This is a genomic window from Streptomyces sp. NPDC006544, assembly GCF_040611715.1.
Classification (GTDB): domain Bacteria; phylum Actinomycetota; class Actinomycetes; order Streptomycetales; family Streptomycetaceae; genus Streptomyces.
The window spans coordinates 29,875-56,787 of record NZ_JBEXOV010000036.1; the positions used below are offsets into that span (position 1 = coordinate 29,875).

A 26,913-nucleotide genomic window follows, 5' to 3' on the forward strand; every position below is an offset into this window, starting at 1 on the left:
GCACGGAGTACCGGGCCAACATAGGCAGCCGGCCGCGCCGGACGCATGCGCACGGGGGGATGCACAAATGTAATGTGCACAGTTGTGAAGCGAGGTCATGTCGGCACAGCCGGAGACGATTGCGGCGAATCACCCGCGGACCCCCGCCCCTGCGGGACGGGTCTGGCCGTCTACCGCACCGCGCTGCGCGAGGGCCGCGTACCCCGCGAGGACGTGCCGGCCTGTCTGTGGCGGCTCCACCTCGTCGTGGAGGAGGCCGGGGACCCCGCGCACGCCGTCCCCCTCACGCCCGCCGCCGCGACGTTCGCGACGATGGCGCCGTTGGAGGACCTGCTCGCGGAGCAGGTCAGGGCCATGGACTCCGCCAGGGCCACGCTGTCCGCTTTCGAGGCCGTGTACGCGCGGGAACAGCACGCGGCGCGGCCCTCGTTGGTGCGGCTCGTCGGCAAGAACGTCGTCGACTCGGCGCTGGAGGCGGCCGTGGGCGGCTGCCGACAGGAACTGCGCACGGTGCAACCCGGCGGCGGGCGGCCGGAATCGGCGCTGGCGGCGGCCCTGGACCGGGACCTGCGGGCGCTCCGGCGGGGAGTGCGCCAGCGCACCGTCTACCAGCACACCGTCCACACCCACCGGCCGACCATGGGGTACATCGAGCGGATCGCCGCGGCGGGCGGCGAGGTGCGCAGTCAGGCGGAGGTCCTCGAGCGCGTCATCATCTGCGACCAGGAACACGCCTTCGTGCCGCTGTCCGACGAGCCGGGCGGGGGCGCCCTGCACATCAGCGAGCCTTCGCTGGTGCGGTTCCTGACCCGCTACTTCGAGCAGGTCTGGGAACGCTCCACGCCGGTCCCCCACGGGGGGCCGGCGCCGCGCAGCCCGATCGTCACCACCGACCTCCAGCAGACCATCCTGCGCGCGGTGGTCGGCGGCGAGACGGACAGCACGATCGCCCGGCGCCTGGGCATGAGCCGGCGCAGCGTGGCCGAGCACATCCGCAAGGTCTCCGTGGAACTGGGCAGCGGCAGCCGGGCCCAACTGGGCTACCTGCTGGCCGGTTCCGGGCTCCTGGAACCGTCGGGCTGAGATCCGTGCCCGGTTCCCCCGGCGGCGCGGCGCCCCCGCTCACCCCGGCAGCGGCTCCCCGAGGCCGTCCAGCCACGCCTGCCAGGCGGCGGCCCGCACCGGTTCGCCGGCCGGGAGGGAGCCGCCCGTCCAGGCCGTGACGGGGCGCAGTCCGTGCAGGGCGTTGACCACCCAGACCTCCCGTCCGGCCAGGGCGGACAGCCGGCGCCGGCAGGGACGTACCTCCACGCCCGTCCGCGCGGCGTGCTCCAGCAGCAGCGAGGCGGTGACCCCGGGCAGGACGGGCAGCTCGGCGGCCGGGTGGCACAGCGCGTCGCCCTCCCACCACAGGAGCGAGGAGTTGGCGGCTTCGAGCACCACCCCGTCGGCGGTGACGAGGAGCGCCTCGTCCGCGCCCGCGGCCGCCGCCCTTCCCCGTACGGCGGCCAGCGCGTCCAGGTCCGGCCCCTTGTGCCGGGGTGCCCGGCGGGGATCGCAGACGGCCAGGCCCCAGACCCGGGCGGACGTGCCGCGTGCGGGGGCGGGGCGCAGCCGGCAGAGCAGCCGGTGGCCCCCGGGCAGGACCGTGTCCGGGTGCGCGTCCGCGGGCGCCCGCTCGAGCTCGACGCGCGGGAACCACGGGCCGGGATCGCGGGGCAGCAGGGCCGTCATGGCGGTCCAGAAGGATTCCAGGAGCTCCTCGGGGACGCCCTCGGTCCCGGCGCAGGTGGCGGTGAAGCGACGCCGGTGCCGGTCCAGGGCGCGGACCCGGTCGTCGGCGACCAGCCAGGAGTCCGCGGCGAGGAGCTCGCCGCGGGCCCGCGTGGCGCGGACCTCGCGCAGGGACCCGGACGGGGTGAGGGCGAAGAGCCGTTCGCCGCGGGGCGCCGCCCCCGGCCCGGGCGCCCCGCCCCGCTCGGTCGGGCCGGTCGGGCCCGTCGGTCCCGTCGCCTCGGTCGCCCCGCCCTGCCGGATCCGCACGCTCATCGGTCCACCGTAGCCCCGGCGGCCGCCTCCGGGGCTTGGCCGGGGTCGCTTCCGGGGAAGCCCGTGCCGAGCAGGCGGAGCAGCGGGGTGGTCTTGGTGATCGTCTCCTCGTATTCGTCGTCCGGGTCGGAGAGGGCGACGATGGCTCCCCCGACCCCGTAACGGATGCCCTGCGGGGTCACGACGGCGGTGCGGATGACGATGCTGAGGTCGGCGCCGCCGCACAGGGAGAAGTAGCCGATCGCTCCGGAGTAGACGCCGCGCGGCCCTTCCTCCAGGTCGTCGATGATCTGCATGGTGCGGATCTTGGGGGCGCCGGTCATGGAGCCTCCCGGGAACGCCGTACGGACGCACTCCACCGCGCTCACGCCGGGGCGCAACCGGGCCCGTACGGTGCTGACGAGCTGGTGGACCGTGGCGAAGGTCTCCACGTCGAACAGCTTGGGCACGTGGACCGAGCCGACCTCCGCGCACCGGCCGAGGTCGTTGCGGACCAGGTCGACGATCATGAGGTTCTCCGAGCGGTCCTTCTCGTTGCTCCGCAGGTCGGCCCGCAGGGCCTCGTCCTCCTGCGGGGTGGCGCCGCGCGGCCGGGTGCCCTTGATCGGCTTGGACTCGGCCAGCCCGTCGGCCGTGACGCGCAGGAACCGCTCCGGCGAGGTGCTGAGGACGGCCAGGTCCTCGAAGAGGAGCAGCGAGGCGAACGGCGCCGGGCTGGTGCGGCGCAGGAAGCGGTACCCCTCCCAGGGGTCCACCTTCGCCTCGCTGCGCAGCTCGTTGGTGAGGCAGACCTCGTAGGTCTCGCCGGCCGCGATGTCCTCCTGGCTGCGCCGGATGCGCTCCAGATAGGCGTCCCGGTCGTGCCGCAGGCTCAGGTCGCCGGCGTCCACGGGCTGCGCGGGCACGTCGGCGTCCGCCGTCCTCCCGGCGAGGGCGCGCAGCCGACCGGCGGTGGTGCGCAGCCATGCGCGGGCGGACGCGTCGAGGGCGACCGCTTCGGGGCCCTGGGCTGCGGGATCCGCGGGAGCCAGGGCGAGGAGGTGCGTGGTGCCGGTCAGGTGGTCGAAGGCCAGGGCTCGGGCGGCGAACACCATCGTGGCGTCGGGCTCCTGCGCGCGGTGGACGACCGGGCCCGCGCCGCACTGCGCCTTGAGTTCGTACCCCAGGTAGCCGACCCAGCCGAGGGCGAAGTTGCAGGGGTTCTCGGAGCGTTCGGGCAGCTCCACCCGCAGGGACTTCAGGTCCTCGTCGATCCAGTCGAAGAAGGGGCGCCGGGCCACCTGCGCGCTGCGGACGCCGTCCCGCTCGGACACGACCGTGACCGTGCCCGCCGAGACGTCGGCCGTGGCCACGCGGGCCAGGTCGCCCGAGGCGTCCCCCATGATCGAGAACCGGCCCACGGCGCCGTCGCTGCGGCTGCTGTCGAGCCAGAAGGCGTGGTTCCCGCCGCGCAGCAGCTCGTCGAAGACGATCTCGGCGTCCCAGTCGGTCGCCAGCCGCTCGGTGAGGACGCGCAGGTGCCGGCCCGGGGCGGGGCGGGCGGGCGCGATGTCCGAAGCGGCCGGTACGACGGCACGCGTCGCGGGGTGGTCCTCCTGCCAACGGGCGGTGAGGTCGCGGAAGTTCCGCATCATCCGCAGCCCGTGCTCGCTGCTGATGGACTCCGGGTGGAACTGGACGCCCCACAGCGGGCGTTCACGGTGCCGCAGGCCCATGAGCAGGCCGCCCGGCGCCCACGCGGTGGCTTCGAGGACGTCCTCGGGCAGGTCGGCCACGGTGAGCGAGTGGTAGCGCACGACGTCGAAGGGCGAGGGTATGCCCGCGAAGAGGCCCGTCCCGGTGTGCTCCACGGGGGAGACCCGGCCGTGGCGGGGCTCGGGGGCCCGCAGGACGGAGGCGCCGCTCAGGTGGGCGATGCCCTGATGGCCGAGGCAGACGCCGAGGACCGGGCGGTCCGCCGCGCGGACGATCTCGCCGCAGATCCCGAAGTCCTCGGGGCGTTCGGGTGTTCCGGGACCGGGGGACAGGACGACGTTGTCGAATCCCTCGAGGTCGCCGATATTCCACCCGGGCTCGTCATTGCGGATGACGACGGGTTCCTGCCCGTTCGCCTCCGCCAGGAGGTGGAACAGATTGAAGGTGAAGGAGTCGTAATTATCCACCAGGAGCGTGCGCATACTCACCTCACGAGGTCATGGAGGGACGGATTCGATCAGGTTGTCGAATCCGACCAGGCCAGGGCGGCAAGGTATTGCGCGCACCGAGAACAGCCGGGGTTCGACCGAGAGATTCGGACGCTTGGATTTCAGGCGGACGAAGCGGTCCGGTCGGACCGCTCGATGGAGATGCCGCCGCAGGCCACCGGGCCGGCCGGCAGGTGCCGGCTCCAGCCGGCCCGGAAGGTCCGCCCACTTCTGGGCGGGCGAATACCGGGCCTCGCCCCGCGCCACGTTCCGGACATCTCCCGATTCCCCGTACGAGAAACCCGGGAGCAAATGCTCTCCCCGTTCAACACTGGGAGACCGTACAGGGAGTTCCCGCCCTGTCAAACACAATCCGGCCAGTCAGGCGCTCTCCGCGAGGGAACTCGGGAGTAGGAATTCGCAATTCCGCAATCCCTCTGTCGCGTATGGACAATGAAACTTGACAGCCCCCGAGCGGCCGTTTCTATTATGCGTTGCCGCTGAACCATTCGGGGTGAATCAGCAGGTCAACGGGGGGTGTGCGTTCGTGAGCAGGGATTCCGGAGGTCCTCGGCCCGAGACGGCCGGGCTGGAACACCACGCGGGAAACTGGGTCGACGGCCTGCTCCTGCATACCGGGGTCGAGGACACCGCTCCCGCCGTGCACATGGGCGAGCGGCTGGATCGCGCCACCCTCCGCCGCCGGGTCCACGCACGGCACGCGGAGCTCACGCGCAGCGGATTGCGCGACGGCGGCACGGTCGCCCTGCGACTGCCGCCCTCCCTGGCGCTGTTGACGGACCTGCTCGCCGCATGGCGGACCGGAGCCCAGGTGGTCCTGCTCGACCACCGGCTGACCGTCCACGAGACCGACCGGGCGCTGCGCCGGGTCACCCCGCAGTTCGTCATCCGTCCGGCCGGTCCGGTACGGAGCGGCGCCCTGCGCGGTTTCCACGCCGTCGACGCCGTCGTGGAGCCGTACGCCGAGGGCCGTCCGGCCGCCACCGGCCACGCGCTCGTCCAGCTCAGTTCCGGTTCGACCGGCCCCTCCAAGGTCATCGGACGCACGGCCGAGGACCTCGTCGCCGAGGTCCGGCGCTACACGCGGATCCCCGGCATGCCCCGGGAGGGGGCGCGCATGGTGGTGCTCAACTCGCTCGTGCACGCCATGGGGTTGATGGCGGGACTGCTGCACAGCCTGCACGCGGGCGTGGAGATCGTGCTCCCGGAGCGGATGACCGCCGACGGCATCCTCACCGCCGTGGCCGCGCGCACCGCGCCGACCGTCGTCACGGGCGTGCCGTTCCACGCCCAGCTGCTGGCCTCCGTCTCCGCTCCCCCTCCGCTGCCCCACCTCGTCGGGGCGATCAGCGCCGGCGAATCCGTCCGTCCGGGGGTCGCCGAGGCCTTCACGGCCCGGTACGCGGTGCCGCTGGGCGAGGTGTACGGGATGACGGAAACGGGGGTCGTCGCGGCCGACCTGTCCGGGGCCAACCGCCCGGCCACCGGCTGGCCGGCGCCCGGCATCGACGTGAAGACCGTGGACGGCGAACTCCTCGTACGCCGGCCGGCGAGCCCCTACCTCGGGGCCGCCGACCCGGACCGCTGGAGCGACGGCTGGCTACGCACCCGCGACGCCGGAGCGCTCGACCCCGAGACAGGCCTGCTCAGCATCCTGGGGCGACTGGACTCCCAGGTGTCGGTCGGCGGCCTCAAGGTCGACCTCACCGAAGTCGAGTGGACGCTGTCCGGACTTCCCGGCGTACGCGAGGCGGTGGTCGTCCACGACGGGGCCATCGAGGCCTACGCGGTCCTCGACGAGGACGTCACCGCGCGCACCGTGGAGAGCCTGCTCGCCGAGCGCGTGGCCGGCTTCAAACTGCCGCGCCGCATCCACGCGCTGCCGGCGCTGCCCCGGACCACGACCGGCAAGCCCGTACGGGACCCGGCCGCACTGCGTGCGGCCGCTCTGGAGCAGGTGTGATCGGCGGGGCGTCGCGCGGGAGCCGGGCCCTCCACCCGCGCGACGCGCCGCGTGCCTCAGCCGTCCACGCGGGTCACGGACACCGGGACTCCCTCGGTCCCCGGACCGCCCGCCACACACAGGACGTAGCCCTCCGGCGCCTCGGGGAAGGCACTGGTCAGGCCCGCACCCGGGAAGATCTCCCGCAGGGCCACGGGACGCCCGGCGGGCTCCGGCGGCAGACCCCCGGCGGGCAGCGGAACCGGCCCCAGCCGGCCGCCGCGGGCCAGCCCGGTGCCGCGCGCCTTGCCCAGCGCCTCCTTGTGCGTCCAGACCCACAGCAGGGCGCGGTCGCGCAGCGCGGCGTCGTGGCCCTCGATCCAGCGCGCGTCCTGCTCGCCGAACCAGCGGCGGGCGAGGGCCACCGCCGGCAACGCGCGGACCGGCTCCACGTCCACGCCCACGTCGCCGCCGGTGCAGACCGCGACCGCCGTCAGACCACGGGTGTGGCTCACGCTCACGTTCACGCGGACGGACCGTGAGACCACGTAGGGCCGCCCGCCCGGCTCCCGGGCCACGTCCAGCTCGTACGCCCCGACGCCCAGCACGGCGGCCGCGGCCCGGCGCAGCAGCGCCTTCGCGTGGCGCCGCTGGTCTCCGACCGGAACCGCGAGCCACACCTCGACCCGGGACGCCGCCACCGACACCGTCACCACCACCCCGTTCGTCCTCGCCGTCCGACGCCCCGCCCGCCTGCACACCCGCACCCGCACACCCGCACACCCGCACACCCGCACACCCGCACGAACACCGATACAAGGAGCCCCTTCATGAGCACCTCCGTGCGCGCATTCGTAGTGAACACCCTCGAGACGATGAACCTCGACACCGCCGGTCTCACCGACGACACCCCGATCGGCGACGACGGCCTGGAGCTGGAGTCGCTCACCACCGCCGAACTCGTCATGCAGGTCGAGGAGGAGTTCGGGGTCAAGTTCTCCGACGAGGACGTGGAGGCGCTGCAGACCATGACGTTCGGCGAGTTCATCGCCCAGGTCGAGCAGCGCAGGGCGCAGGCCCCGGTCGAGGCGGGCTCGGTATGAGCGGCCAGGCCCTGGCTCCCGGCCGCGAGGAGGTGATCGCCCTCCTCGCCCAGCACGACGGGTGCGCTCCCGACGCCGTGGGCGAGCGCATCGACTCCCTCCAGCTGGCATGGCTGGTGCACGTCGTCGAGGAGCGGTACGGCATCCGGCTCGACCTCGACGAGGACCTGGAGGCCATGGACACGGTCGACGGCGCCGTCGCGGTCCTGGGTAGCGCCCCGGCCACCGCGCCCGCGCCGGGCGGGAGCGCGTCGTGAGCGGGGCGGACCGGGACGTCGTCATCACGGGGCTCGGCGTCACCAGCGCCTTCGGGCGCGGCGCCGAGGCCCTGCGGCAGGGACTGGCCGCCTCCCGGGCGGCGTTCGCCCCGCTCGACCGCTTCGCGACGGACCGCTACCGCACGGGCATCGCGGCCGCGCTGCCGGGCGCGCCCGACCTCGACGAGGAACTGCGCCGCGTCGTGGACGAGGCCTGCGACCGGGCCGGGCTGCTGCCGGCGCAGCGGGCTCAGGCGCCGCTGCTGCTCGGCCGGCACGCCGACCCCGCCGTCGCCCGCCTGCCCCTGGCCGCCCAGGGCAAGAGCGCCGTCTCGGACACCACGGCCGCGCTGGCGCGGGCCTGCGGGCTGCGCGGGGCGGCGCGGACCTACACCAACGCGTGTGTCGCCGCCAGCACCGCGCTCTTCGAGGCGGCCGTACGGATCCGCACCGGCCGCGAGGACCGGATCGTGGTGTCCGCCGGCTACCTCGTCGACGAGGACAACTTCGCGCTGTTCTCGGCCGGCCGGGCGCTCTCCCCGGAGGGCGTCCTGCGTTCCTTCAGCGCCGGCCGGCGCGGGCTGCTGCTCGGCGACGGCGTCGGCGCGGTGGTCCTGGAGTCCGCGGCCGCCGCCGGTGCCCGCGGGGCCCGGCCCCTCGCCGTCCTGTCCGGCTGGGGCCTGGCCGGCGACGCCCATCACGTGTGCCGGCCGCACCCCGAGGGCCTGGGCATGGCGCGGGCCATCGGCTTCGCCCTGGACCGGGCCGGGCTGGCGCCCGAGGACATCGGCTACGTCAACGCCCACGGCACCGGCACGCCCGCCAACGACTCGGCGGAGAGCGCCGCCCTGCGCCGGGCCCTCGGCGACGCGGTCGACAGCACGCCCGTGAGCTCCACGAAGTCGCTGCACGGGCACTGTCTGGAGGCGTCCGGAATGCTCGAACTCGTCGTGAGCACGCTCGTCCTCCAGCACGGAGAACTGCCCGTCAACGCGGGCTACGCGGGCCCCGACGACGAGTGCCGCCTGGACCTCGTACTCGGTGAGCCCCGCCGGGTCCTGCCCCGGCACGTCCTCAGCCTGAACGCCGCCTTCGGCGGAGCCAACACCGCATTGGTGGTGAGCACGCCATGACCTCCCCCTCCCCCTCCCTCTCCCCCTCCCTCGGCGCGGCAGCCGTGGAGATCCTCGCCGAGGCCGCCTGGCCCGGTCCGGGCGACGGCGAACTGCCGCCTCCGCTGGCCGGGTTCGTCGTATCGGCCTTCAGCCCCATGGCCTCGGTGGCTGCCGACCGCTGTCTGGAGCAGGTGCACGGAGTGCCCGAGACGCCGGCGCCGACGGCGCAGGGGGCCGGAGCGGACGACGGACGGCCGGGTCCGGGCCACCGGGCCGCCCGGGCCGCCCGTACCGCCCGTACCGCCCGTACCGCGATCGTGCTCGCCACCCGCGGCGGCGACCTGGAGACCCACACCGCGACCGCGCTCGCCGTGGACGCCGGCAAGTCCGCCGCGCCCCTGCTCTTCTTCCAGTCCGTACCCAACGCGGTGGTCGGACACGTCGCCAAGCGCTGGGAGCTCACCGGTCCGGTGATCTGCTTCAGCCCCGACGACGCCACCGGCGACGCGCTGGGCGAGGCCCTGGACGTCTCCGGGTCCCTGTTCGCCGGCGCGGACGCCGACGAGGCGCTCGTCCTGTTGGTGGAGCAGGTCGGGCCGGACGGCGGCCCGGGAAGCGCCCGCGCCCTGCTCGTACGGCCCGCGCCCGGCGCCGGGGAGGGCTCGTGAGGAGCGGCCCGCGCGAGCGGGACGACGTCTGGGTCACCGGGATCGGACTGGTCACCCCGCTGGGGCTCGGCGTACCCGCCTTCGTCGACGGGCTGGCGGCCGGGCGCTCCGGACTGCGCCGCCTGGAAGGGCCCGAATGGGCCGCGACCGGCGCCGACGTGGCCGGCGTCGCCCCCGGCCTCTCGGCCCTGGACTTCCTGCCGCGCGCCGAGGCGCGGTCGGTCGACCGGTTCGTCCTGATGGCGCTGGCGGCCGCGGACGAGGCGCTCGGCGACAGCGGGCTGACCGTCGGCCGGGACGTGCCCGCGGACCGCGTGGCCGTCGTGGTGTCCACGGGCGCCGGCGGCCTCGCGACGTACGAGGAGCAGGCCGTCGCCCGCTCCGTCCGCGGCCGGGCGGCGGTCAGCCCGTACCTGCTTCCCGGCGTGCTGCCCAACATGGCGGCGGCCCGCATCGCCATCCGGCACGGCGTCCGCGGACTCAGCAGCTCCCTCGCGACCGCCTGCGCGGCGGGCGCGATGTCGGTGGCCGAAGGCCTGCGGCTGATCCGCGAGGGCACCGCCGACGTCGTGATCTGCGGGGGCACGGACACCGCCCTCGCCCCCTCCGTGGCCACGTCCTTCGGCAACGCCAGGGCGCTGGCGCGGGCCGGGGAGGGCGATCCGGCCGCGGCCAGCCGCCCCTTCGACCTGGACCGCGGCGGCTTCGTGCTGGCCGAGGGCGCGGGGATCCTCGTCCTGGAGCGGGCGGCCCACGCCCGTGCCCGCTCGGCGGCCGCCTACGGCCGGGTGCTCGGGTGGGGCGCGACCAGCGACGCCCACCACCCGACCTCGCCCCGGCCCGACGGGGCGGGCGCCGCCGACGCCATGCGCCTCGCGCTGGCCGACGCGGGCCTGGCCCCCCGGGACATCGGCTACGTCAACGCCCACGGCACCGGCACCAAGGTCGGCGACCTCGCCGAGGCGCGGGCCCTGCGCTCGGTCTTCGGCGACGACGGGCCGCCGGTCAGCTCGGTCAAGGGCGCCATCGGCCATCTCCTGGGCGCGGCGGGCGCGGTGGAGGCGGCGGCGACCGTACTCGCCCTGCACCACGGCAGCCTCCCGGCGACGGCCAACCTCGACCGGCCGGACCCCGAGTGCGCGCTCGACCACGTCCGCGGCGCCCCCCGCGCCGCGACGCCCGGGGCGGCGCTGTCCAACTCCTTCGCCTTCGGCGGCCACAACGTGAGCCTCGTGCTCGGCCGGGCCACGGGAGCGGCCTGAGCCCACCGGCCCCTGCGGCTCCCACCGACACGTCCGCCCCCTCCCTCCACCCCCTCCACCCCCTCCACCCCCTCCACCCGAAGGACGAGGACACCGTGACCAGTTCCGCATCCCAGGCCCCGGGACCGGCCGACGCCGGCGGGTCCACCGCCGACCTGCTGCGCCAGTTCTGGTGGCTGCACGACGCCCGCTGGTACCAGGGGGTCGCGCGCCGGTTCGGCCAGGACGCGGCCAACGAGATCAACGCGGAGGCGATGCAGTTCGTCACCCGCCGGATCGCCTCCGTCTACGCACGCGACGAGGGGCTGCGGCCGGGGCTCTCCGCCGCCGGCCTGGCCACCGCGCTCACCGGCATCTCCGAGCTGATGACCGGGGACAGCGTGGAGGCCGCCAACAAGGTCACCGGCGAGGAGTCCTTCGAGACGGCGGTGACCCGCAACTTCGCCCTGGAGATGCTGGCGCGCGCCGGAACCCTGGAGGGCTACGACTGCCCGTGCCCGCAGATGCGGGCGGGCTGGTTCGAGGGGCTGAAGACCGAGGTCGACGACCACCGCGTCGAGTGCCTGCGCACCGGCGGCGCCGCCTGCCGCTTCCAGTCCAGCACGTCGGCCCCCGCGGCGACCCCGGACGCCGCGTCCGGTGTCACCACCACTACCGCCACCGCCACCGGCACCGCCACCACGGAAACCGACGCGGTCCCTGGGAAGGAAACCCCGTGACCACCCCCGACGCCGACGCGCCCGCCGCGTACGTCACCAGCGCCGTCGCGCAGTTCACCTCCCGGGGCGGGCTGACCGCGCTGGTCCACGGCGAGCGGCGCATGAGCTTCGCGGAGCTGCTCTCGCTGGCCTACCGCACGGCCCGGGTCCTGCGGGACCACGGCCTGGGCCGCGGCGACCGGCTCGTCCTGCTGGCCGCCAACCCCCTCGAGATGTCGGCCGTGGGCCTCGCCGCCCACCTCCTCGGCATCAGCTACACCCCGGTGTACGCGGCCGGCGGCGAACAGGTCGCCGACCACATCCTGCGCGACGCGGCCCCCGCCGCCGTGGTCCTCGCCTGCGCCGGGCCGATCCTGCCGGCGCACCGCATGATCGCCCTCGCGCGGGCGGCCGGGGTGAAGCTCCTCTTCGGCCTGGGCCCCGGCCCGGACCCGGACGTGACCGACCTCCTCGCCGAGGCCGCCCGCCGCTCGGACGAGCCCCTCCCCGTGGCGGCCCGGGAGGGCGACATAGCCCGGGTGCTGTACACGGGCGGCACCACCGGACTGCCCAAGGGAGTCGTGTACACCTTCGGCGCGCTGACCGCTGCCGCCGGCGCCTGGGCGGGCGCCGCTCCCCCGCCGGGGCTGCGCTTCCTGGCCATGACCCCGATGGCGCACGCGGCGGGCGCCATCGCCTGCGGTCTGCTGCGCCACCACGTGAGCGTCGAGCTGTTCGACGCCTTCGACGCCGATCTGCTGCTGCGGCGGATCGCCGAGGCATCCGCCGAGGGCCGGCCCGTCACCACGTACCTCTACCCGCCGTTCCTCCAGCGGCTCCTGGACCACCCCGGCCTGGCCGCCACCGACCTCTCCGGGCTCGCGGCCGTCACCTACGGCAGCGCGCCCGTGACCCCGCACCTCCTCGCCCGGGCGGTCCGCGCCCTCGGCCCCCGGCTGCGGCAGAGCTACGCCCTGACCGAGGCCATCGCGATCACCAGCCTGGGTCCCGAGGACCACGCGGCGGCCGCCGCGGCGCGGCCCGAGCTGTTCGGCTCCGTGGGGCGCGCGGTTCCCGGCGTGTCCCTCCGGGTCACCGGACCGGACGGCCGCACGCTGGCGCCCCGTACCGAAGGCGCGGTCGAGGTCTCGGGCCCCACCGTCATGGCGGGCTACTGGCAGCGGCCCGACCTGACCGGAGAGGTGCTGCGGGACGGCTGGCTGAGCACCGGCGACCTGGGGCACATCGACGACGAGGGCTACCTGTACCTGACCGGCCGGGCGAAGGACCTCGTCATCGTCGACGGGACCAACTGCTATCCGCGGGCCGTCGAGAACGTGCTGACGGCCCACCCGGCCGTCGGGCGGTCCGCCGTCTTCGGAGTGCCCGACGCGCGGACGGGCGAGGCCCTGATCGCCGTCTGCACGGCCGCCCCGGACGGGCCGGCCGCCCCCTCCGGCGGGCTGCCCGACGTCGTGGAGGAGCTGCGCGCCTCGGTGCGGGAGGCCCTCGGCGCGGCGCACGTGCCCGTACGGATCGAGTTCACCCGGGACCTTCCCACGGCCTCGTACGGAAAGCCCGACAAGGCGGCACTGCGCGCCCTGTTCGCCCCCACGAACCTGACGTCCACCGGGAGCAACGGATGAACATCGAACCCAAGCCGTGGAACCGGCCGGCCGGGCCGCGGGGCCTGGACGGCTGGCTGGACTCCCTCCGGGACCTCCTGGTGATCCCGCCGGAGCTGCGCGACGCATGGGTGGCGCGGGACGCCGCCCTCGAGATGCTCCAGTGCGGGCCGGACGTCCTCGACGAGCTCCTGCGCAACGGCCTGCCGCACGAAGGGACACCGGGCGCCGAGCGCTTCGACCGCTTCGACCTGGTCAACCTCGCGCTCTACTCCGGCTCCGGCAACTCCGTCCCCGAGAAGACGATGCGCTACGCGCTGCGCTGGATGCACGCCGACCCGCGGTCCCTGTTCCGCCCGCTGCGCTGGGACTACTCCGTCGCCCTGTCGCCGCCGGAGGCCCACGCGGACGCCGACCCGGGCCGGATGGACTGGAACCTGGCCACGCCCCACCCCGAACTGAGCGGCGGCTGGACCGAGTCCCTGTCGATCGGGCCGGGCGCCGCACTCGGCGAGAAGGACGTCACGGCACGCGCCGCGTCCGGACTCGAGGTGTCCGGGGTGCTGGTGACCTCGGGCGAACGGCGCGAGATCCGCTCGGAGCGGCTGCGCGAGATCGTCACCTCCTTCGGGCCCGACCGGTTCCGCTGGGGGCGCATGCCCGAGGAACTCCAGTGGCGCAAGGACGACGTCCTGTCCCAGGGCTACGCCCCCTGCATCTCGGTGTGCCTGGAGCTCGCCGAGCGGTGCCGGGAGGCCGGCTTCGAGGCCCGTACCCGGCGCGGCTGGATCATGGGCATGCTCGACCTCGCCCACTCGTGGCTCGAGGTCGTGGACGAGGACGGCCTGGTCAAGAACGTCGACCCCGCCTTCGTCATCCTGGCCGACCACCACGCCGAGTCGCCGCACCCGGCGATCGCGCAGGCGTTCACGGGCTCGCTGCTGAACCGCCTGCTGCCCACGGAACACCACGCGGACGAACCGGTGAACGGCTACCGCCGCGACGGCCTGTTCGCCCACCCGCGCCACCGGACCAACATCCAGCTCTCGGCCGAGCAGCCCGCTCCGCGCGAGGGCGTCGGGGCCGGCAACGGCTCCGACAGTTAAGAGAGGAAGCAGATCCATGACCGCGCCCGTGCCCGTCCTGCAGGCCGACGAGCAGCTGCAGTCCATACTCGACCGGCTCGTCGCCATGTCCGAGCGGGACCACTACGACCCCTACACGATGTTCGACTGGCCGGAGACCCTGCCGGAGAACGAGTACTGGATGACCCCGGAGCTGCTCTCCATCCACGGGACGAAGGTGGCGGAGTCGTTCACCGAGGAGCAGAAGTGGGCGATCAGCAAGTGGGAGAGCGTCAACTTCTACAGCCTGAACGTCGACGGCATCCGTGAGCTGATCACCGAGATCATCGCGCGGATCCACACGAAGGACTTCGCGCTCTCCTCCGAGTACTTCCACCACATGATCGGCGAGGAGAACGCCCACATGTGGTTCTTCGCCCGCTTCTGCCTGCTGTACGGCGGCAAGGTCTACCCGGACAAGGGCGTCCAGCTCGAGATGAAGTCCGAGGGCGAGTCCGCCCACTTCCTCGTCTTCGCGCGGCTCCTCCTCTTCGAAGAGGTCGTCGACTTCTTCAACAAGCGGATGGGTGACGACGAGCGGCTGCACCCGACCATCCGCAAGATCAACGCGATCCACCACCAGGACGAGTCGCGGCACGTCGCCTTCGGGCGGCAGATCGTCTCGCACCTCCACCGTCAGCTGCGCCAGAAGCTCAGCACGGAGGAGCTGGCCGAGCTCGAGCTGTACCTCAAGCGCTACCTGCGCAAGTCGGTGGACGGCCTGGTGAACCCGGCGGCCTTCAAGGACGCGGGCATCCCGAACCCGTACCGGGTGCGGACGGAGATCCTGGCCGACCCGGCCTTCCACGAGCTGGAGCGCAAGATGCTGAAGCGTTCCATGAGCTTCCTGGTGAACGAGGGCATCTTCACCGACGACGTTCTGCCGCGCTCATGAGCGGGGTCGCGGAGCAGACGACGCAGCAGGCCACTCAGCAGGCGGGGCAGCCGGCCGCGCAGCAGGCACCGACCGGTTTCGACGCGGTGATCCACTACCTGCTGGGCAAGCGTCCGGATCTCACCTCGATCGACCCGGAGCTCGACCTGGTCGAGAACCGGATCCTCGACTCGCTCGGATTCGTCAACTTCCTCTACGTACTGGAGGAGCAGACGGGCGAAGAGATCTTGATGGAGAACGTCACCCCTTCGGACTTCCGCACGATCAACGCCATTCGAAAGAGGTTCTTCCATGAGTCCGACCAGTCCGGCTCCTGAAGCGGCTCGCGGCCCCGCGACCCGCGGCGGCCTCGCCACGCTGGGACCGGGAGCCCTGAAGCTGCGGGCCGCGCTCGACGGGGTGTTCACCCAGTGGGGTGTCGAAGCCGGCGCCGACCCGGTCCAGTACCCGCCGCTGATGCGGGTCGAGGACCTGCACCGGCTCGACTACTTCCAGAACTTCCCGCACCTGGCGATCCTGGGCGCGGCCCTCACGGAGGAGGCCGCGCCCGAGTACGCCGCGGGCGGACCGCGCCGGCCGGTCCTGCCGGCCGGCCACCTCACCGAGGCGGCGTACGCACTGCCTTCGGCGGCCTGCTACAACGTCTACCTCGACCTGGCGGGCCGCACGCTGACGGACGGACCGCACACGGTGACCACGGTCGCCACGTGCTTCCGCCGCGAGACCCACTACGAGGGCCTGCGCCGGCTGCTGGGCTTCAGCATGCGCGAGATCGTCTGCGTCGGCGAGAAGGACGAAGTCCTGGAGCACCTCCAGGTGTTCCGCAAGAAGGTGTCGGGCTACCTGAACGAGCTCGGCCTGCCGGTCGAGATCCAGGCCGCCACCGACCCGTTCTTCGACGCGAGCGCGGGACGCGCGCTGATGGCCCAGCTCTTCCCGGTGAAGGAGGAGTTCGTCTTCGACGGGTCCCTGGCCATCGGCTCGCTCAACTTCCACCGCAACTTCTTCGGCGAGCGCTGCGACATCCGCACCGCGGACGGCGAGCCCGCGTTCACCGGCTGCGTGGCGTTCGGCCTGGAGCGCTGGATCAGCGCACTCACCACGCACCTCGGCCTGACCGAGGAGCAGCTGGCCGACCGGGTCCTGGCGGTCGGCCGGCCGTGACCCGGGACGGATCGGGGACGGCGCCGGATCTCAAGGCTCCGGCGCCGGTGCGACCGGTGCGGCCGGTCCCGGCGGCTCCGGCGGCTCCGGCGGCTCCGGCGGCTCCGGCGGCCCGGGTGCCTGCGGGTTCCGGCCTGGTGCGCGCCTGGTGGGCCGACGGGCGCGGCCTGTCGGCCCGCGCCGTGGCGGAGCTGGCGGCCGCCGTGCTGCCGCCGCGGGAGCGCCTGAGGTACGACGCCGTCTCCGATCCGCGCGGCCGGGCCGAGTTCGTCCTCGCCCGGTTCCTCCTGCGCAGCGCGCTGGGCCGGACGCTCGGTCGCCCGCCGGGCCGCGTACGACTCGCCGCCGACCGCGCCGGCCGCCCGTGGGTGGCCGGCGCGCCGGGCGTGGACGTGAGCATCGCGCACGCCGCCGGCCTGGTCGCCGTCGCCGTGGGTACGGGGCTCGCGCCCGGTACCCGGATCGGTGTCGACATCGAGGCGGTCCGTACGGTGCCCGGCGCCGGGGAGCTGGCCCTGCGCCTGTTCTCCCCCGCCGAACGGGCCCGCCTGGCCACGGCCGCGGACGGGGCCGGGGACCGGCTGTGGCTCGACGTCTGGACCAGGCGGGAGGCGTACGTGAAGGCCCTCGGCACCGGGGTGCGCGCCCTGGCCCGCGCTCCGGACCAGGACGTCGGCCACCTCTGGCACCCGCTGCGGCTGCCGCGCGGCTTCACCGGGGGCCTGGTGGTCGTGCCTCCGGCCTGACCGGCCGGGCCCCTTCCCTTTCCCACACCCTCCCCACCCCTTCGACTTCCGAGGAGCAGTTCCATGAGTTCACAGAACACCGCCGCAGAGTTCGCCGTCACCCTGGTGGGCGGTCCCACCGTGGTCATCGACCTGGGCGGGCTGCGGTTCGTGACGGACCCGACCTTCGACACCGCCGACTCGTCCTACGAGATGGGCCCGGTGGCCCTGCGCAAGCTCGCGGACCCGGCGCTCTCCGTCGACGAGCTCGGCGAGGTCGCGGCCGTCCTGCTGTCGCACGACCAGCACCCCGACAACCTGGACGGGGCCGGGCGCGCCTTCCTCAAGGAGGTTCCGCTGGTCCTCACCACGGAGCAGTCCGCCGAGCGCGTCGGCGGTACGGGGCTGGCGCCGTGGGCCGAGCACGTCCTGGAGCGCCCGGACGGCGGCCGGCTCGTCGTCACCGCCGTCCCCGCGCAGCACGGGCCGGCCGGGACCGAGGGGATGCTGGGCTCCGTCACCGGGTTCCTGCTGACCGGTGAGGATCTGCCCACCGTGTACGTCAGTGGCGACAACGTCTCCCTCGACCCGGTGCGCGAGCTCGCCGAGCGCGTCGGCGGGAACGGCGTCGACCTGGCGGTACTGCACGTGGGCGCCGCACAGCTCGCCCCGTTCGGCCCGACGCTGCTCTCGATGACCGCCGAGCAGGCGGCTGAGACGGCGGACCTGCTGGGCGCCCGCAAGGTGCTCGCGGTGCACCAGGACGGCTGGGAGCACTTCACGCAGGGCCAGGACGCCGTCACCGCGTCGTTCGCGCGGGCGGGCGGCACCGAGCGGCTGGTCGTTCCGGAGGCCGGCAACCGCTTCGCCCTGTGACGCGCGGGGTCGCCACGACCCCCGCGTGACGGTGGAACAGCTGGTGCCCCGGGCCGCTCGCGCGGCCCGGGGCACTCTTCCTTCCGTAGGCCGGTCGCTCCGGTCGCGCCGGTCGGGCCGGTCAGGCGCCCATCGCGTGGTGTCCGCCGTCGACGTGGACGATCTCGCCCGTGGTCGCCGGGAACCAGTCCGAGAGCAGCGCGGCGCAGGCCCGTGCCGTGGACTGCGTCTCGGTGACGTCCCAGCCCAGCGGCGCCCTGGCCGCCCAGTCGTCCTGGGTGCGGGCGAGGCCCGGGATGGCCTTCCCGGCGGTGGTCCGCAGGGGTCCGGCCGCCACGAGGTTGGACCTGATGCCGTGCGGCCCCAGTTCCCGTGCGAGGTACCGGTTGGTGGATTCCAGGGCGGCCTTGGCCACACCCATCCAGTCGTAGCCGGACCAGGCCTTCGTGGCGTCGAAGGTGAGGCCGACCACCGAGCCGCCCCTGCCCATGAGGGGCAGCAGGGACGTGGCGAGCGACATGTAGGAGTAGGCGGAGGTGTGGACGGCGGTGGCCACGTCCTCCCAGGGCGCGGTCGTGAATCCGCCGAGGCAGCTCGGCGGGGCGAAGGCGATGGAGTGCAGTACGCCGTCGACGCCGCCGAGGTGTTCGCCCACGGTGTCCGGCAGCCGCTCGAGGTGGCGCGGATCGGTGACGTCCAGCTCCACGACCGGCGGCTTCTCGGGCAGCCGGCGGGAGACCAGCTCGACCAGGGACATCCGGCCGTAGCCGGTGAGGACGATCCGGGCCCCCTGTTCCTGGGCGACCTTGGCCGCGGCGAACGCGATCGAACGTTCGGTGATCACACCGGTGACGACGATGCGCTTGCCGGCGAGCAGACCGCCGCCGGGGGCGAGCGGCGGCGTCGCGGTGCCGGGCGGGGTGGTGACGGCCGCCGAAACGGCGGATGCGGATGCGGATGCGGTGACGGTCATGGGATCAGTGCCCCATTCCCAGGCCGCCGTCGACCGGCACCACCGCGCCGGTGACGTAACCGGCCCGCTCGCCCGCGAGCCACGCCACCGTGTCGGCGACGTCCTCGGGACGGCCCGCCCGCCCTGCCGGGATCTCCGCCAGGTGCGCGGCCCTGCGGGCTCCGGCCATGGCCGCGGTCATGTCCGTCTCGATCAGACCGGGCGCGACCACGTTCACGGTGATCCCGGACGCGGCGCACTCGCGGGCCAGGGAACGCGCCATGCCGACCATGCCGGCCTTGCTGGCCGCGTAGTTGACCTGGCCCTGGTTCCCCCGCAGCCCGGCGACGGACGAGACGAAGACGATGCGCCCCCACCGGCCGCGGAGCATTTTGGGCAGCGCCCGTTTGGCACAGCGCCAGCCACCGGTGAGATTGGTGTCGACGACGCGGGAGAAGTGCTCCTCCTGCATCCGCAGCATCGGCCGGTCGTCGGTGATCCCGGCGTTGGAGACGAGCACCTCCACCGGCCCGAGTTCCGCCTCGACCGCCGTGAACGCGGCGTCGATCTGTTCCGGATCGGCGACATCGCACCGCACGGCGAAGAACTTCCCGTCCGGCGGATCACTGCGATAGGTGACGGCGACCCGGTCGCCCTGCGCGAGGAATTCCTCGGCAATGGCCCGGCCGATCCCTCTGTTTCCTCCCGTGACCAGCACCGTGCGTGGCAACGAAATACTCCGTTCCTTTTCGATTCCTCGCATACCCAGCCCGGCGATCAGCCCTGGATGGAAGTGCTCTGGAATTCCTTCATGTAGTAGGTGTTGCCGACCCGCACGGCCGTCCAGGAGACGATGATGCGCTGCCCGATCGGCACCTGGTCCGGGTCGGTGTAGGTGTCGCCGGGCTTGAGCAGGCCGCCGAGACCGTCGATCACCGCGGTGGTGGAGGACAGGCAGCGCACCGTGAGGGGCCTGCCGATCATGCGGGTGTCCTTGAGCGGGCCGGCGAAGGCCGAGGTGTAGAAGCTCGCGATCGCGGTCCGGCTGGTGAGGTAGGAGCCGTTGCTCGGAATCATGTGCCCGTCGGTCGTGAACTGCGCGGCGACACCGGCCGCGTCACCACGGTTCCAGGCGTCGAACAGCCGGTGCGGCACATCGGTGATGGCGGTCTGCGTGGGAGAACACGACAGGCCGGCCAGGTCTTCGGACTCACCGGAGGCATTCGCCGCGGTGGCCGCCCCGGCGAGGACCACGAGCGAAACAGCAGGAATCATGATGCGACGGACGAGATTCACGAAATCTCCCATTGACTGGCGATTGGTCTCACCCGCACAGCCTAGAGGCGTCAGGAATGGAAGAACAGTTTTCGCCGTATCCCATCAGGAATTCGAATAGCGGAATACGATTACTCGGAATCCGGCTTTCCGCTTCCTGTCACGGGCGTGTCCCCGGCCACCCTTTCCACGCGCACGGGCACCCCGTTGAAAACGGCCGTTCCCGACAGCGGGTCGACGACCGAGCTGTCGGTGACCGCGTTCATGCTCACGCCCGGCTGGGTGGCCGCGTGCGAGAGCCGGCTGCCCCCGCGGCCGTGCCCCCAGCCGTACGGCAGGCTCACCACGCCTGCGCGCAGCCGGTCGGTGGGCTCCGCCGGCACCACCACCTCACCGCCCCGGCCCCGGACCCGTACCCGGTCTCCGGAGGCGACGCCCAGCCGCTCGGCATCCTCCGTACTGATCTCCAGGGCGCAGCGGTTGGTCCCGCCCGACAGCGACGGGATGTTGTGGGACCAGCTGTTGACGGACTTGAGCTGACGGCGGGAGATGAGCACCAGCTCGCCGGAACGCAGGTCGCGCAGCCGTCCGTACAGCCGGTGCAGGTCCTCGGTGACGGCGGGCGGGCACAGTTCCACCAGGCCCGAGGCGGTCATCACGACCTCTTCGCGGCGGGGCCGCAGCGGCCCGAGGTCGATCCCGTTCGGGGTCTCCTTGAGCAGGCCCAGGTTCAGGCCGTCCGCGCGGATGCCGAACAGGTCGCCGGCGGGTCCCAGCCGGATCATCGCGTCGAGTCGCCGTTCCAGGGCGTTGTCCCCGGTCAACCGGGCCTTCAGCTCGGCCGGGTCACGGCCGCGCAGCGGCGAGCCCGGCCGGCCGACGGCCGCCCGCAGGGTCAGGTCGGTCAGCGACTCGTCCACGCTCTGCGGATCCCCGGCCGCGCTCTTGCCGGAGGCGATGAGGACCAGCCGGGCGATGATCTCCGCCTCGCTGGGACGGCCCGGCGCGAGGGCGCGCACGGGCGGCGAGAAGCGCGCGTTGCGGCGGACGGAACGGCCGGCCAGGACCACGTCGTAGTGCGGCGACTCCATCGCGCTCGGCGGCGGAAGGATCACCGACGCGTGGCGGGTGGTCTCGTTGAGGTACGGGTCCACGCAGACCATGAAGTCCAGGCCGGGCAGGGCCCGGTCGAGCCGTTCGCCCTGCGGAGCGGCGAGGACCAGGTTCCCGGCCACGCACAGCAGCGCCCGCACCTGCCCTTCGCCGGGGGTGTCGATCTCGTCGGCCAGGGTCGCGGTGGGGAGCTCCCCGTTGACCTCCGGCAGGCCCCGGACCCTGCTGTGCCAGCGCCCGGTGCGAAACGGCTCGGCGGGGCGGCGCGTGGCGTGCGGCGCCTCGCCGAAGAGCACGCCGCCGGGGCGGTCGAAGTTGCCGGTGACGATGTTGACGACGTCCACCAGCCAGCTGGTGAGCGTGCCGAACTCCGTGGTGGAGGTGCCGAGGCGCCCGTACACGGCGGCCGTGGGCGCCGCGGCCAGATCGCGAGCGAGCCGGCGGATCGTCGGTGCCGGGACGCCGCAGGCCTCGGCGACCTCCTCGGCGGCGAACGGCTCGGTGTGGGCGGACAGTTCCGCGAAGCCGGCGAAGCCCGCCCCGGGATCCGTCGCCAGGCCCTCGTCGAAGAGGGTGTGGACGATCCCGAGCAGCAGCAGCGCGTCGGTACCGGGGCGGACCGGGACGTGTTCGTCCGCGAGGTCCGCGGTACGGGTCCGGCGCGGATCGACGACGACCAGCCGCCCTCCCCGCGCCCGCAGCGCCTTCAGGCGTCCCGGCAGGTCGGCGACCGTCCACAGGCTTCCGTTGGACTCCATGGGGTTGGCGCCCAGGATCAGCAGGTGCTCGGTGCGGTCGATGTCCGGGAGGGGGAAGGCGAGCGGGTCCCCGTACATGAGGCCGCAGGCCACGCTCTTGGGCATGGTGTCGAGCGTGGTGGAGGAGTAGACGTTGCGGGTGCCGAGGCGTTCTCGCAGCACCAGCATGTAGAGCGGCAGGGCCAGGGTGTGGATGACGGGGTTGCCCATGTAGACGGCGACGGCGTCACGGCCGTGGCGCCGGGTCACCGCCCGCAGGCCGCGCTCGACGGCCTCGAACGCCTCCGCCCAGCCCACCTCGTCGAACCCGCCGTCGGGCCGGCGTACCAACGGTGCGCTCAGGCGGTCCGGATCACTGTCGAAGCGGCCCAGCGACGCGCCCTTGGGGCAGAGGTATCCCTTGCTGAAGACGTCGTCCGGGTTGCCGCGGACACGGGTGACCGCTCCGTCCGACAGCGTGATGCTCAGACCGCACGTCGCCTCGCACAACGGACACACGCGCGTCGCGGTTCGATCCAAGACTGGCCCCCGTACCCGTTGATCAAGTGCGCGCAGTGTAGGCAGCGTCGATCGGGCCGCTCGCCGGTGTTCCGCTACGCGAGAACGCCACGCCGCGATGTTGGCGCGCATCTGCAAGAACGGGCCATCGGACCCTGAGAACCGGGGAGTTGGCCGAACGCTCCCGCTCCCCCACCCCGGCGGCCCTCCCACGGGTTCGATCCGTGCCGACGGGACGCTCCCGCGCATCCGCGAAAGGGCTGTTCAGAGATCCCCCGGGCGGGCAACAATGCGGACGGCTGATCGCGTGATCAGCGAAAGCGGGGGAGCTCATGACCGGGACCATCGTGGTGCGCGCGGAACAGCCGGGTCTCGGCCGGGCAGGGACGTTCAGCGTGGTCGTCGGCGAAGAGACGGTCGGCCGCGTCGACCAGGGGACCACCGCACGCTTCCCCGTGGCCGTCGGCACGCACACGATCCGGGTCGTCGGCAAGGACCGCTCCCGCTCCAACACCGCGACGGTGGAGGTGGCCGAGGGACAGGACGTCCTGGTCACGGCCCAGGGCACCGGCCTGAAGGCCGCCGTCCTGCTTCCGCTCCTGGCCGGCGTCTCGGTCCCCCCGATCTACGTGGTGGCCTCCATCGCCCTGATCGGCGCACTCTTCTACGCCGTTCCCGGCCTGCTGTTCCGAGTACGGGCCGCCGTCGGCGACGCCGCACCCCCGGCCACCCGGGGCCCCCACACCCCCGAGGAGGAACACAGCGGAACGTCCCTGTGGTGGGAAACGGACCCGGCCCTGGCCAAGCGGTTCCGCAAGGACGCCACCTCCTGACCGCCGCGCCCCGGGCACGGCGACGGGCCGCCCGGGGAGGGTCGGCTGGCTGGAGTCCGTGCGGCGGCCGGTCACGCCGCACGGCACGCCCGCGGGCACGCGCGCTGCACCGCCAGGTCGGGGCCCGCCCGCACCGCGCCCCGACCGCCACGGCAATCCATGCGACCGCTCCCAGCACGATCCGCTAGGCTGTCAGCGGTCAGACGGCTACCAGGCACGTGCCCGGGAGGGTGTCCTCGAGGGCATCTCCCCACCTCATGTGCACGCCACCTGACGAGTATGTTTGTCGAGCGGTGCCGCGCGATCCCCCAGGGATTTCCGGCAGGGCTTCCGACAAGCCCCCGCCTTCGTAGCTCAGGGGATAGAGCACCGCTCTCCTAAAGCGGGTGTCGCAGGTTCGAATCCTGCCGAGGGCACAAGGGAAAAGGGCACCTACCGATTTCGGTAGGTGCCCTTTGACATCCACGGCTGACATCAACGGCACCGTTCAGGGGCGACCCGGACGCCTCTTGAACAGGCGGTCCATGTGGCTGATCGCTTCACGCTGGGTGTCCTGGACCACGTGCGTGTAGACGGCCCGTTCAGCACATGGCTCTGGAAGCGCCTCGACATGACGTACCCGAGCACACTCGGCTGGGCAGTCGAGATCGAGCGGGCAGCTGACCAGCCGGGCACGCCCGCCATGGAGCTGTTCTTCGACCTCCTGGACGAGTTCCGCACCGAGCACTACGGCACCACCCGAGGCCCCGCGCGGTAAGAGTGTCCCTACTTCATCAAGCACCCGGCTGCGCTCCGCGCGCGCTGCGCCGACGCCCGCCCCTACGGCTGGGATAGGCCCAAGGACATGAGTCGAGCCCAACGGCCGCCGATTCCATCACTCACCCGAAATGCCTCCGGGGGCCTCAGGCTCTGGGATGGCGGGGGCGCCGTGCGCGGGTGCCGGCCGTGGAGGGGTTGAGGTGGGGAACTCCCATCCCGTCCACCGTCGCCCCCAGGGCAAGCCGAGCAGACACGGCGCCGGGCGTCCGCTCCACATACGTGTGGGTCGACGGTGGACGGGATGGGAGTTAGGGCGGGGCAGTCGGCAGTGCAGGAAGCCGCCCGGCTAACTCGTTACTGGACTGAACCTCGCGGGACAACCCATTCCATCGACTGGCCTGTAAGTTCTGCGATACGGTCGAAGTCAGAATCGAAATGAAGCAACGTGAGTTCATACCGAAAAGCAACGGCCGCAATAACCAGATCGGGGATCTTGGGGCCCCGATGCATTGATTTCGCAGCCAAGGAGCGCTGCACGTCGAGCGCTTGACTCCAGTCTTCTTCACTGGTGTCGAGGTACGTAAAGATTGAGGCCCGCGTAGCCCGAAGCTTTTCATACTCCGCAGGATTTCGTGCAGAGTAGAGCGCTTCCACATCCAGTGCCGCACAGGTGGCAACGAGTCCGGCCGCAATGATTGGCCCCAACCGCTTCTGTACGGGCACATGCCTCATGCGGTTCATGGCGCTACTATCTACAAGATACTGTGGACTTACTTCCATGCTTCGGCGCTCAGCCTCTCCAGCTCTTCCGGATCGCGTTCACTCATCATCTCGATGAATTCCTGAACCAGTTTCTGCCGCACCACTTCCTTCAAAGCAGCGTTCACCGTGTCGCGATTGCTGGATGTCCCTAGGACCCGTTGCGCTTCGGCCAAGCTCGGCTCATCGACGTTTTCGACCGTTCTTCCCACGTCGCTTCCCCTTCTTTCCCCGAGGCGGTCTCTGGATGGACTTGACTGGCTGCTGGCTCTCAGCAGAGCACTGGGAACACATCCCACCCACGATGTAGAAATTATCGACCCGAATCATCACGGGCTCAAGCGGGGGAGCGAACAAGCGGCAGCGGTCGCAAGTGTGCTCCTCCTCATAGGAGAGTAACGCTTCACCCTTCCTGACTAGATCCTGGTAGTACGCAAAGCACTCATCGCACTTCCAAGATCGGTCCCCCGTTGACATGTTCCACGTCTGAGCCACATCACCCTTAAGGTGGCCACAGGCGGACGAGTCCTTCAATCTTGCATCAATGAACTCGGAAGCCCATTTTTCGAAACCGGCATTCTTAATAGATATTCTATTTTCCTCCGGCATGGACTGCATCTTCAGGCGCGTTTGCTTGGTCGCGCTCTTCAGCTGCTGCTCCAAAGTCTGCCCGGACCTATCCCTATAATGCTGCATCAGCTGAGGGGTAATATTCGCATCCAATGCCGGACAGTTGTTCCGGTGCGGAATGGAGCTATGACTGAATGGCGTGTTTCCCCTGCCGAAAGTCAGAGTTCCCACAGTTGCGCCACAGGCGGAGCAGTTTCCGGTGAACGTGGCTTCACGGCGCACTCTCAACGCGTATTCCAGCAGCGCAGGTGCACCTGTAGGGATCGCGGGAACAATGAAAAGGGCATCCCCTATCGCCCAAGCCTCATCTAATCCAGTGTCTGAAACGGATACGAGCCGTGGCTCTTTTCCTTGTGAGTAAACACCTGCCAGAGCCGCTTTGCTCTCCGCTTCCCCCATGATCACCTCCGCGCAGCCTCCCGGTGGCCATGCTCCCATGTCCCCCCGCAATGTCTCTAGCGGTAGGGCTGTTGGAACGGTTGAGGAGCAGCCGACCACTGGGCCTGTCAGCTGGCCGCTACTGTCACCGAAGATCGTCAGGCCAGTGCTGCTGTGGGGGTATACGTGGGTGGTCAGTTGCGTGTTGGTCAGGTGTATCGCTACGCGACCGGCAAGGCTCCGGTGCCGGAGGAGTTGCAGGGATACCCCAACTTCCACCATGTGACTCACTCGCCGGACCTAGCCCGGGCCCTGCTGGAGGCCGAGATCAACGGCATGTCGAAGGTACGGACGCCCGACGGGGAGCGGCGGCCGGTGATTCTCATCCGGTCGAGTCCCTGGAAGGCCGGCACCGAGCAGATGCCCTGACATGACGTGTTCGACGTGGACAACGGGCACGTCCGCTACTTCGGCGACCACAAGGCCACCACCACCGTCGCGCCGGGGAAGACCAACGGCAATGCGGCCCTGCTTGATGCCTTCACTGGGCACCAGGGGCACGCCCGAGGAGCGGGTCGGCGCCATTCCGTTGCTACTGTTCCGGGCGGTCTCGCGCAACGGCAAGGTCAAGGGGCACGTCGAGTTCTGCGGTCTGGGGATCATCGAGCGTGCCGAGCGGCTGGTGCAGTGGGGCGGCAGCGACCACACGACGTTCACGAACTATGTCTACGACATCGCTCTCATCGACCTCACAGACGAGGACGACAAGGTCTCATGGGAGTGGATCGGCGCCCGCAGGGACAAGACCGTGCCCGACACGGACACCTCTCGAACTCGTCCCGCGGGCATGGCGTGAGCGGGTCAAGCACGCGTGAGACGCACGGGCCTCCGGAGCCGTGTGCGCGGGGCGGCATGATGGCTCCATGACCTCTGATTCCAGCAGGGCCCCCGTTGAGAGCACCCGGCTTACAGACGTGACCGATGCTGTCGCGCAAGTCTTCACCTGGGAGGCGGACGCGCGGATCGAGGTGCGGGGCCTGGGAGGAGAGGTCGTGATCGAGGCGAACGCTGCGGGCCTCAGGACGCTTGCTGGCCATCTGCTGGTGCTCGCCGGGGAGGGTGTTACCGATGGGAGTCACCTACACCTCGAAGACAGCAACGGTCTGGAGGACGGTTCCCTCAGCTTGGTCCTGGAGCGGTGCGACGAGGAGTGAGGGCAGCCGGCGGTCGTAGTGCTGCTGGGGGGTGGAG

At 72.1% G+C, this 26,913-nt stretch carries 28 protein-coding genes, 1 tRNA gene and 2 pseudogenes; 21 read left to right on the top strand and 10 right to left on the bottom strand.

What is annotated here, in order from left to right; genetic code table 11:
• Positions 1-84 precede the first annotated feature (84 nt).
• Positions 85-1,083: a LuxR family transcriptional regulator gene (locus ABZY44_RS18525; protein WP_356655020.1), complete on the top strand. Its 999-nt coding sequence runs from the start codon at positions 85-87 to the stop codon at positions 1,081-1,083.
• A 39-nt stretch (positions 1,084-1,122) separates the two neighbouring features.
• On the opposite strand, the gene ABZY44_RS18530 is transcribed toward ABZY44_RS18525, so the two are convergent.
• Positions 1,123-2,049 (bottom strand): aminotransferase class IV, encoded by a 927-nt coding sequence (locus ABZY44_RS18530; protein WP_356655022.1) that lies wholly within the window; start codon positions 2,047-2,049, stop codon positions 1,123-1,125.
• Positions 2,046-4,226 (bottom strand): aminodeoxychorismate synthase component I, encoded by a 2,181-nt coding sequence (pabB, locus tag ABZY44_RS18535; protein WP_356655094.1) that lies wholly within the window; start codon positions 4,224-4,226, stop codon positions 2,046-2,048. The genes ABZY44_RS18530 and pabB overlap by 4 nt, the downstream gene beginning before the upstream one ends.
• A gap of 553 nt (positions 4,227-4,779) precedes the next feature.
• On the opposite strand from pabB, the gene ABZY44_RS18540 reads away from it, so the two are divergent.
• Entirely contained in the window at positions 4,780-6,216 is a 1,437-nt protein-coding gene (locus tag ABZY44_RS18540) for a fatty acid--CoA ligase family protein (RefSeq protein ID WP_356655024.1), read from the top strand.
• 56 nt (positions 6,217-6,272) lie between these two features.
• On the opposite strand, the gene ABZY44_RS18545 is transcribed toward ABZY44_RS18540, so the two are convergent.
• Positions 6,273-6,914 carry a 4'-phosphopantetheinyl transferase superfamily protein gene (locus tag ABZY44_RS18545; protein ID WP_356655026.1) on the bottom strand — a complete coding sequence of 214 codons (642 nt, stop codon included), beginning with the start codon at positions 6,912-6,914 and terminating at the stop codon, positions 6,273-6,275.
• Positions 6,915-7,025: 111 nt separating this feature from the next.
• Here ABZY44_RS18545 and ABZY44_RS18550 point away from each other — a divergent pair, with 111 nt between their 5' ends.
• The 13 genes from ABZY44_RS18550 (at position 7,026) to ABZY44_RS18610 (ending at position 17,707) form a co-directional block, all read left to right on the top strand.
• On the top strand, positions 7,026-7,298 hold the full coding sequence (locus ABZY44_RS18550; RefSeq protein WP_356655028.1) for a phosphopantetheine-binding protein: 273 nt from the start codon (positions 7,026-7,028) through the stop codon (positions 7,296-7,298).
• On the top strand, positions 7,295-7,555 hold the full coding sequence (locus ABZY44_RS18555) for an acyl carrier protein (protein WP_356655030.1): 261 nt from the start codon (positions 7,295-7,297) through the stop codon (positions 7,553-7,555). The genes ABZY44_RS18550 and ABZY44_RS18555 overlap by 4 nt, the downstream gene beginning before the upstream one ends.
• The gene (locus ABZY44_RS18560; RefSeq protein WP_356655032.1) at positions 7,552-8,688 is read left to right on the top strand and encodes a beta-ketoacyl synthase N-terminal-like domain-containing protein; all 1,137 of its coding nucleotides are present in this window, start codon (positions 7,552-7,554) and stop codon (positions 8,686-8,688) included. The genes ABZY44_RS18555 and ABZY44_RS18560 overlap by 4 nt, the downstream gene beginning before the upstream one ends.
• A complete protein-coding gene (locus tag ABZY44_RS18565; protein WP_356655034.1) occupies positions 8,685-9,338 on the top strand; it encodes a hypothetical protein in 654 nt (217 codons plus the stop codon). Before ABZY44_RS18560 ends, ABZY44_RS18565 begins: the two co-directional genes overlap by 4 nt.
• A complete protein-coding gene (locus ABZY44_RS18570; protein ID WP_356655036.1) occupies positions 9,335-10,600 on the top strand; it encodes a beta-ketoacyl-[acyl-carrier-protein] synthase family protein in 1,266 nt (421 codons plus the stop codon). Before ABZY44_RS18565 ends, ABZY44_RS18570 begins: the two co-directional genes overlap by 4 nt.
• Positions 10,601-10,695: 95 nt before the next feature.
• Complete coding sequence (locus ABZY44_RS18575; RefSeq protein ID WP_356655038.1) at positions 10,696-11,319, top strand: hypothetical protein; 624 nt, start codon at positions 10,696-10,698, stop codon at positions 11,317-11,319.
• Positions 11,316-12,944 carry an AMP-binding protein gene (locus ABZY44_RS18580; protein WP_356655040.1) on the top strand — a complete coding sequence of 543 codons (1,629 nt, stop codon included), beginning with the start codon at positions 11,316-11,318 and terminating at the stop codon, positions 12,942-12,944. Before ABZY44_RS18575 ends, ABZY44_RS18580 begins: the two co-directional genes overlap by 4 nt.
• Entirely contained in the window at positions 12,941-14,029 is a 1,089-nt protein-coding gene (locus tag ABZY44_RS18585) for a hypothetical protein (RefSeq protein ID WP_356655042.1), read from the top strand. Before ABZY44_RS18580 ends, ABZY44_RS18585 begins: the two co-directional genes overlap by 4 nt.
• Positions 14,030-14,045: 16 nt before the next feature.
• Complete coding sequence (locus ABZY44_RS18590; RefSeq protein ID WP_356655044.1) at positions 14,046-14,942, top strand: diiron oxygenase; 897 nt, start codon at positions 14,046-14,048, stop codon at positions 14,940-14,942.
• Positions 14,939-15,259, top strand: a complete 321-nt coding sequence (locus ABZY44_RS18595) for an acyl carrier protein (RefSeq protein ID WP_356655046.1) — start codon at positions 14,939-14,941, stop codon at positions 15,257-15,259. Before ABZY44_RS18590 ends, ABZY44_RS18595 begins: the two co-directional genes overlap by 4 nt.
• Positions 15,234-16,106 carry an aminoacyl--tRNA ligase-related protein gene (locus ABZY44_RS18600; protein ID WP_356655048.1) on the top strand — a complete coding sequence of 291 codons (873 nt, stop codon included), beginning with the start codon at positions 15,234-15,236 and terminating at the stop codon, positions 16,104-16,106. Before ABZY44_RS18595 ends, ABZY44_RS18600 begins: the two co-directional genes overlap by 26 nt.
• Positions 16,107-16,222: 116 nt before the next feature.
• A complete protein-coding gene (locus ABZY44_RS18605; RefSeq protein WP_356655050.1) occupies positions 16,223-16,852 on the top strand; it encodes a 4'-phosphopantetheinyl transferase superfamily protein in 630 nt (209 codons plus the stop codon).
• Positions 16,853-16,915: 63 nt separating this feature from the next.
• A complete protein-coding gene (locus ABZY44_RS18610) occupies positions 16,916-17,707 on the top strand; it encodes an MBL fold metallo-hydrolase (RefSeq protein WP_356655052.1) in 792 nt (263 codons plus the stop codon).
• A gap of 121 nt (positions 17,708-17,828) precedes the next feature.
• On the opposite strand, the gene fabI is transcribed toward ABZY44_RS18610, so the two are convergent.
• The 4 genes from fabI to ABZY44_RS18630 all read right to left on the bottom strand — a co-directional run bounded on the left by fabI (position 17,829) and on the right by ABZY44_RS18630 (position 22,324).
• Positions 17,829-18,680: an enoyl-ACP reductase FabI gene (gene fabI / locus ABZY44_RS18615; RefSeq protein WP_356655054.1), complete on the bottom strand. Its 852-nt coding sequence runs from the start codon at positions 18,678-18,680 to the stop codon at positions 17,829-17,831.
• A 4-nt stretch (positions 18,681-18,684) separates the two neighbouring features.
• Positions 18,685-19,389 (bottom strand): 3-oxoacyl-ACP reductase FabG, encoded by a 705-nt coding sequence (gene fabG, locus ABZY44_RS18620; RefSeq protein ID WP_356655056.1) that lies wholly within the window; start codon positions 19,387-19,389, stop codon positions 18,685-18,687.
• A 47-nt stretch (positions 19,390-19,436) separates the two neighbouring features.
• Entirely contained in the window at positions 19,437-19,934 is a 498-nt protein-coding gene (locus tag ABZY44_RS18625) for an SgcJ/EcaC family oxidoreductase (protein WP_356655058.1), read from the bottom strand.
• A gap of 131 nt (positions 19,935-20,065) precedes the next feature.
• Positions 20,066-22,324: a molybdopterin-dependent oxidoreductase gene (locus ABZY44_RS18630; RefSeq protein ID WP_356655060.1), complete on the bottom strand. Its 2,259-nt coding sequence runs from the start codon at positions 22,322-22,324 to the stop codon at positions 20,066-20,068.
• A gap of 311 nt (positions 22,325-22,635) precedes the next feature.
• Between ABZY44_RS18630 and ABZY44_RS18635 the strand changes: the two genes are divergently transcribed.
• Both ABZY44_RS18635 and ABZY44_RS18640 read left to right on the top strand, forming a co-directional pair.
• Positions 22,636-23,136 (top strand): hypothetical protein, encoded by a 501-nt coding sequence (locus ABZY44_RS18635; RefSeq protein WP_356655062.1) that lies wholly within the window; start codon positions 22,636-22,638, stop codon positions 23,134-23,136.
• A 343-nt stretch (positions 23,137-23,479) separates the two neighbouring features.
• Positions 23,480-23,552, top strand: a tRNA-Arg gene (locus ABZY44_RS18640).
• A 71-nt stretch (positions 23,553-23,623) separates the two neighbouring features.
• On the opposite strand, the pseudogene ABZY44_RS18645 reads toward ABZY44_RS18640, so the two are convergent.
• The 3 genes and pseudogenes from ABZY44_RS18645 to ABZY44_RS18655 form a co-directional block, all read right to left on the bottom strand.
• Positions 23,624-23,710: pseudogene (locus ABZY44_RS18645) on the bottom strand (integrase); the annotation flags it as partial.
• A gap of 539 nt (positions 23,711-24,249) precedes the next feature.
• Complete coding sequence (locus tag ABZY44_RS18650) at positions 24,250-24,636, bottom strand: PIN domain nuclease (protein ID WP_356655064.1); 387 nt, start codon at positions 24,634-24,636, stop codon at positions 24,250-24,252.
• A gap of 29 nt (positions 24,637-24,665) precedes the next feature.
• Positions 24,666-24,866: a type II toxin-antitoxin system VapB family antitoxin gene (locus tag ABZY44_RS18655; protein ID WP_356655066.1), complete on the bottom strand. Its 201-nt coding sequence runs from the start codon at positions 24,864-24,866 to the stop codon at positions 24,666-24,668.
• A gap of 982 nt (positions 24,867-25,848) precedes the next feature.
• On the opposite strand from ABZY44_RS18655, the gene ABZY44_RS18660 reads away from it, so the two are divergent.
• The 4 genes and pseudogenes from ABZY44_RS18660 to ABZY44_RS18675 all read left to right on the top strand — a co-directional run bounded on the left by ABZY44_RS18660 (position 25,849) and on the right by ABZY44_RS18675 (position 26,876).
• The gene (locus ABZY44_RS18660; protein WP_356655068.1) at positions 25,849-26,091 is read left to right on the top strand and encodes a hypothetical protein; all 243 of its coding nucleotides are present in this window, start codon (positions 25,849-25,851) and stop codon (positions 26,089-26,091) included.
• Positions 26,092-26,106: 15 nt separating this feature from the next.
• Positions 26,107-26,163, top strand: a pseudogene (locus ABZY44_RS18665) (hypothetical protein); the annotation flags it as partial.
• A gap of 34 nt (positions 26,164-26,197) precedes the next feature.
• The gene (locus ABZY44_RS18670; RefSeq protein ID WP_356655070.1) at positions 26,198-26,518 is read left to right on the top strand and encodes a hypothetical protein; all 321 of its coding nucleotides are present in this window, start codon (positions 26,198-26,200) and stop codon (positions 26,516-26,518) included.
• A gap of 67 nt (positions 26,519-26,585) precedes the next feature.
• Positions 26,586-26,876, top strand: coding sequence for a hypothetical protein (locus ABZY44_RS18675; RefSeq protein ID WP_356655072.1), 291 nt, complete (start codon positions 26,586-26,588; stop codon positions 26,874-26,876).
• The last annotated feature ends 37 nt before the right edge of the window (positions 26,877-26,913 follow it).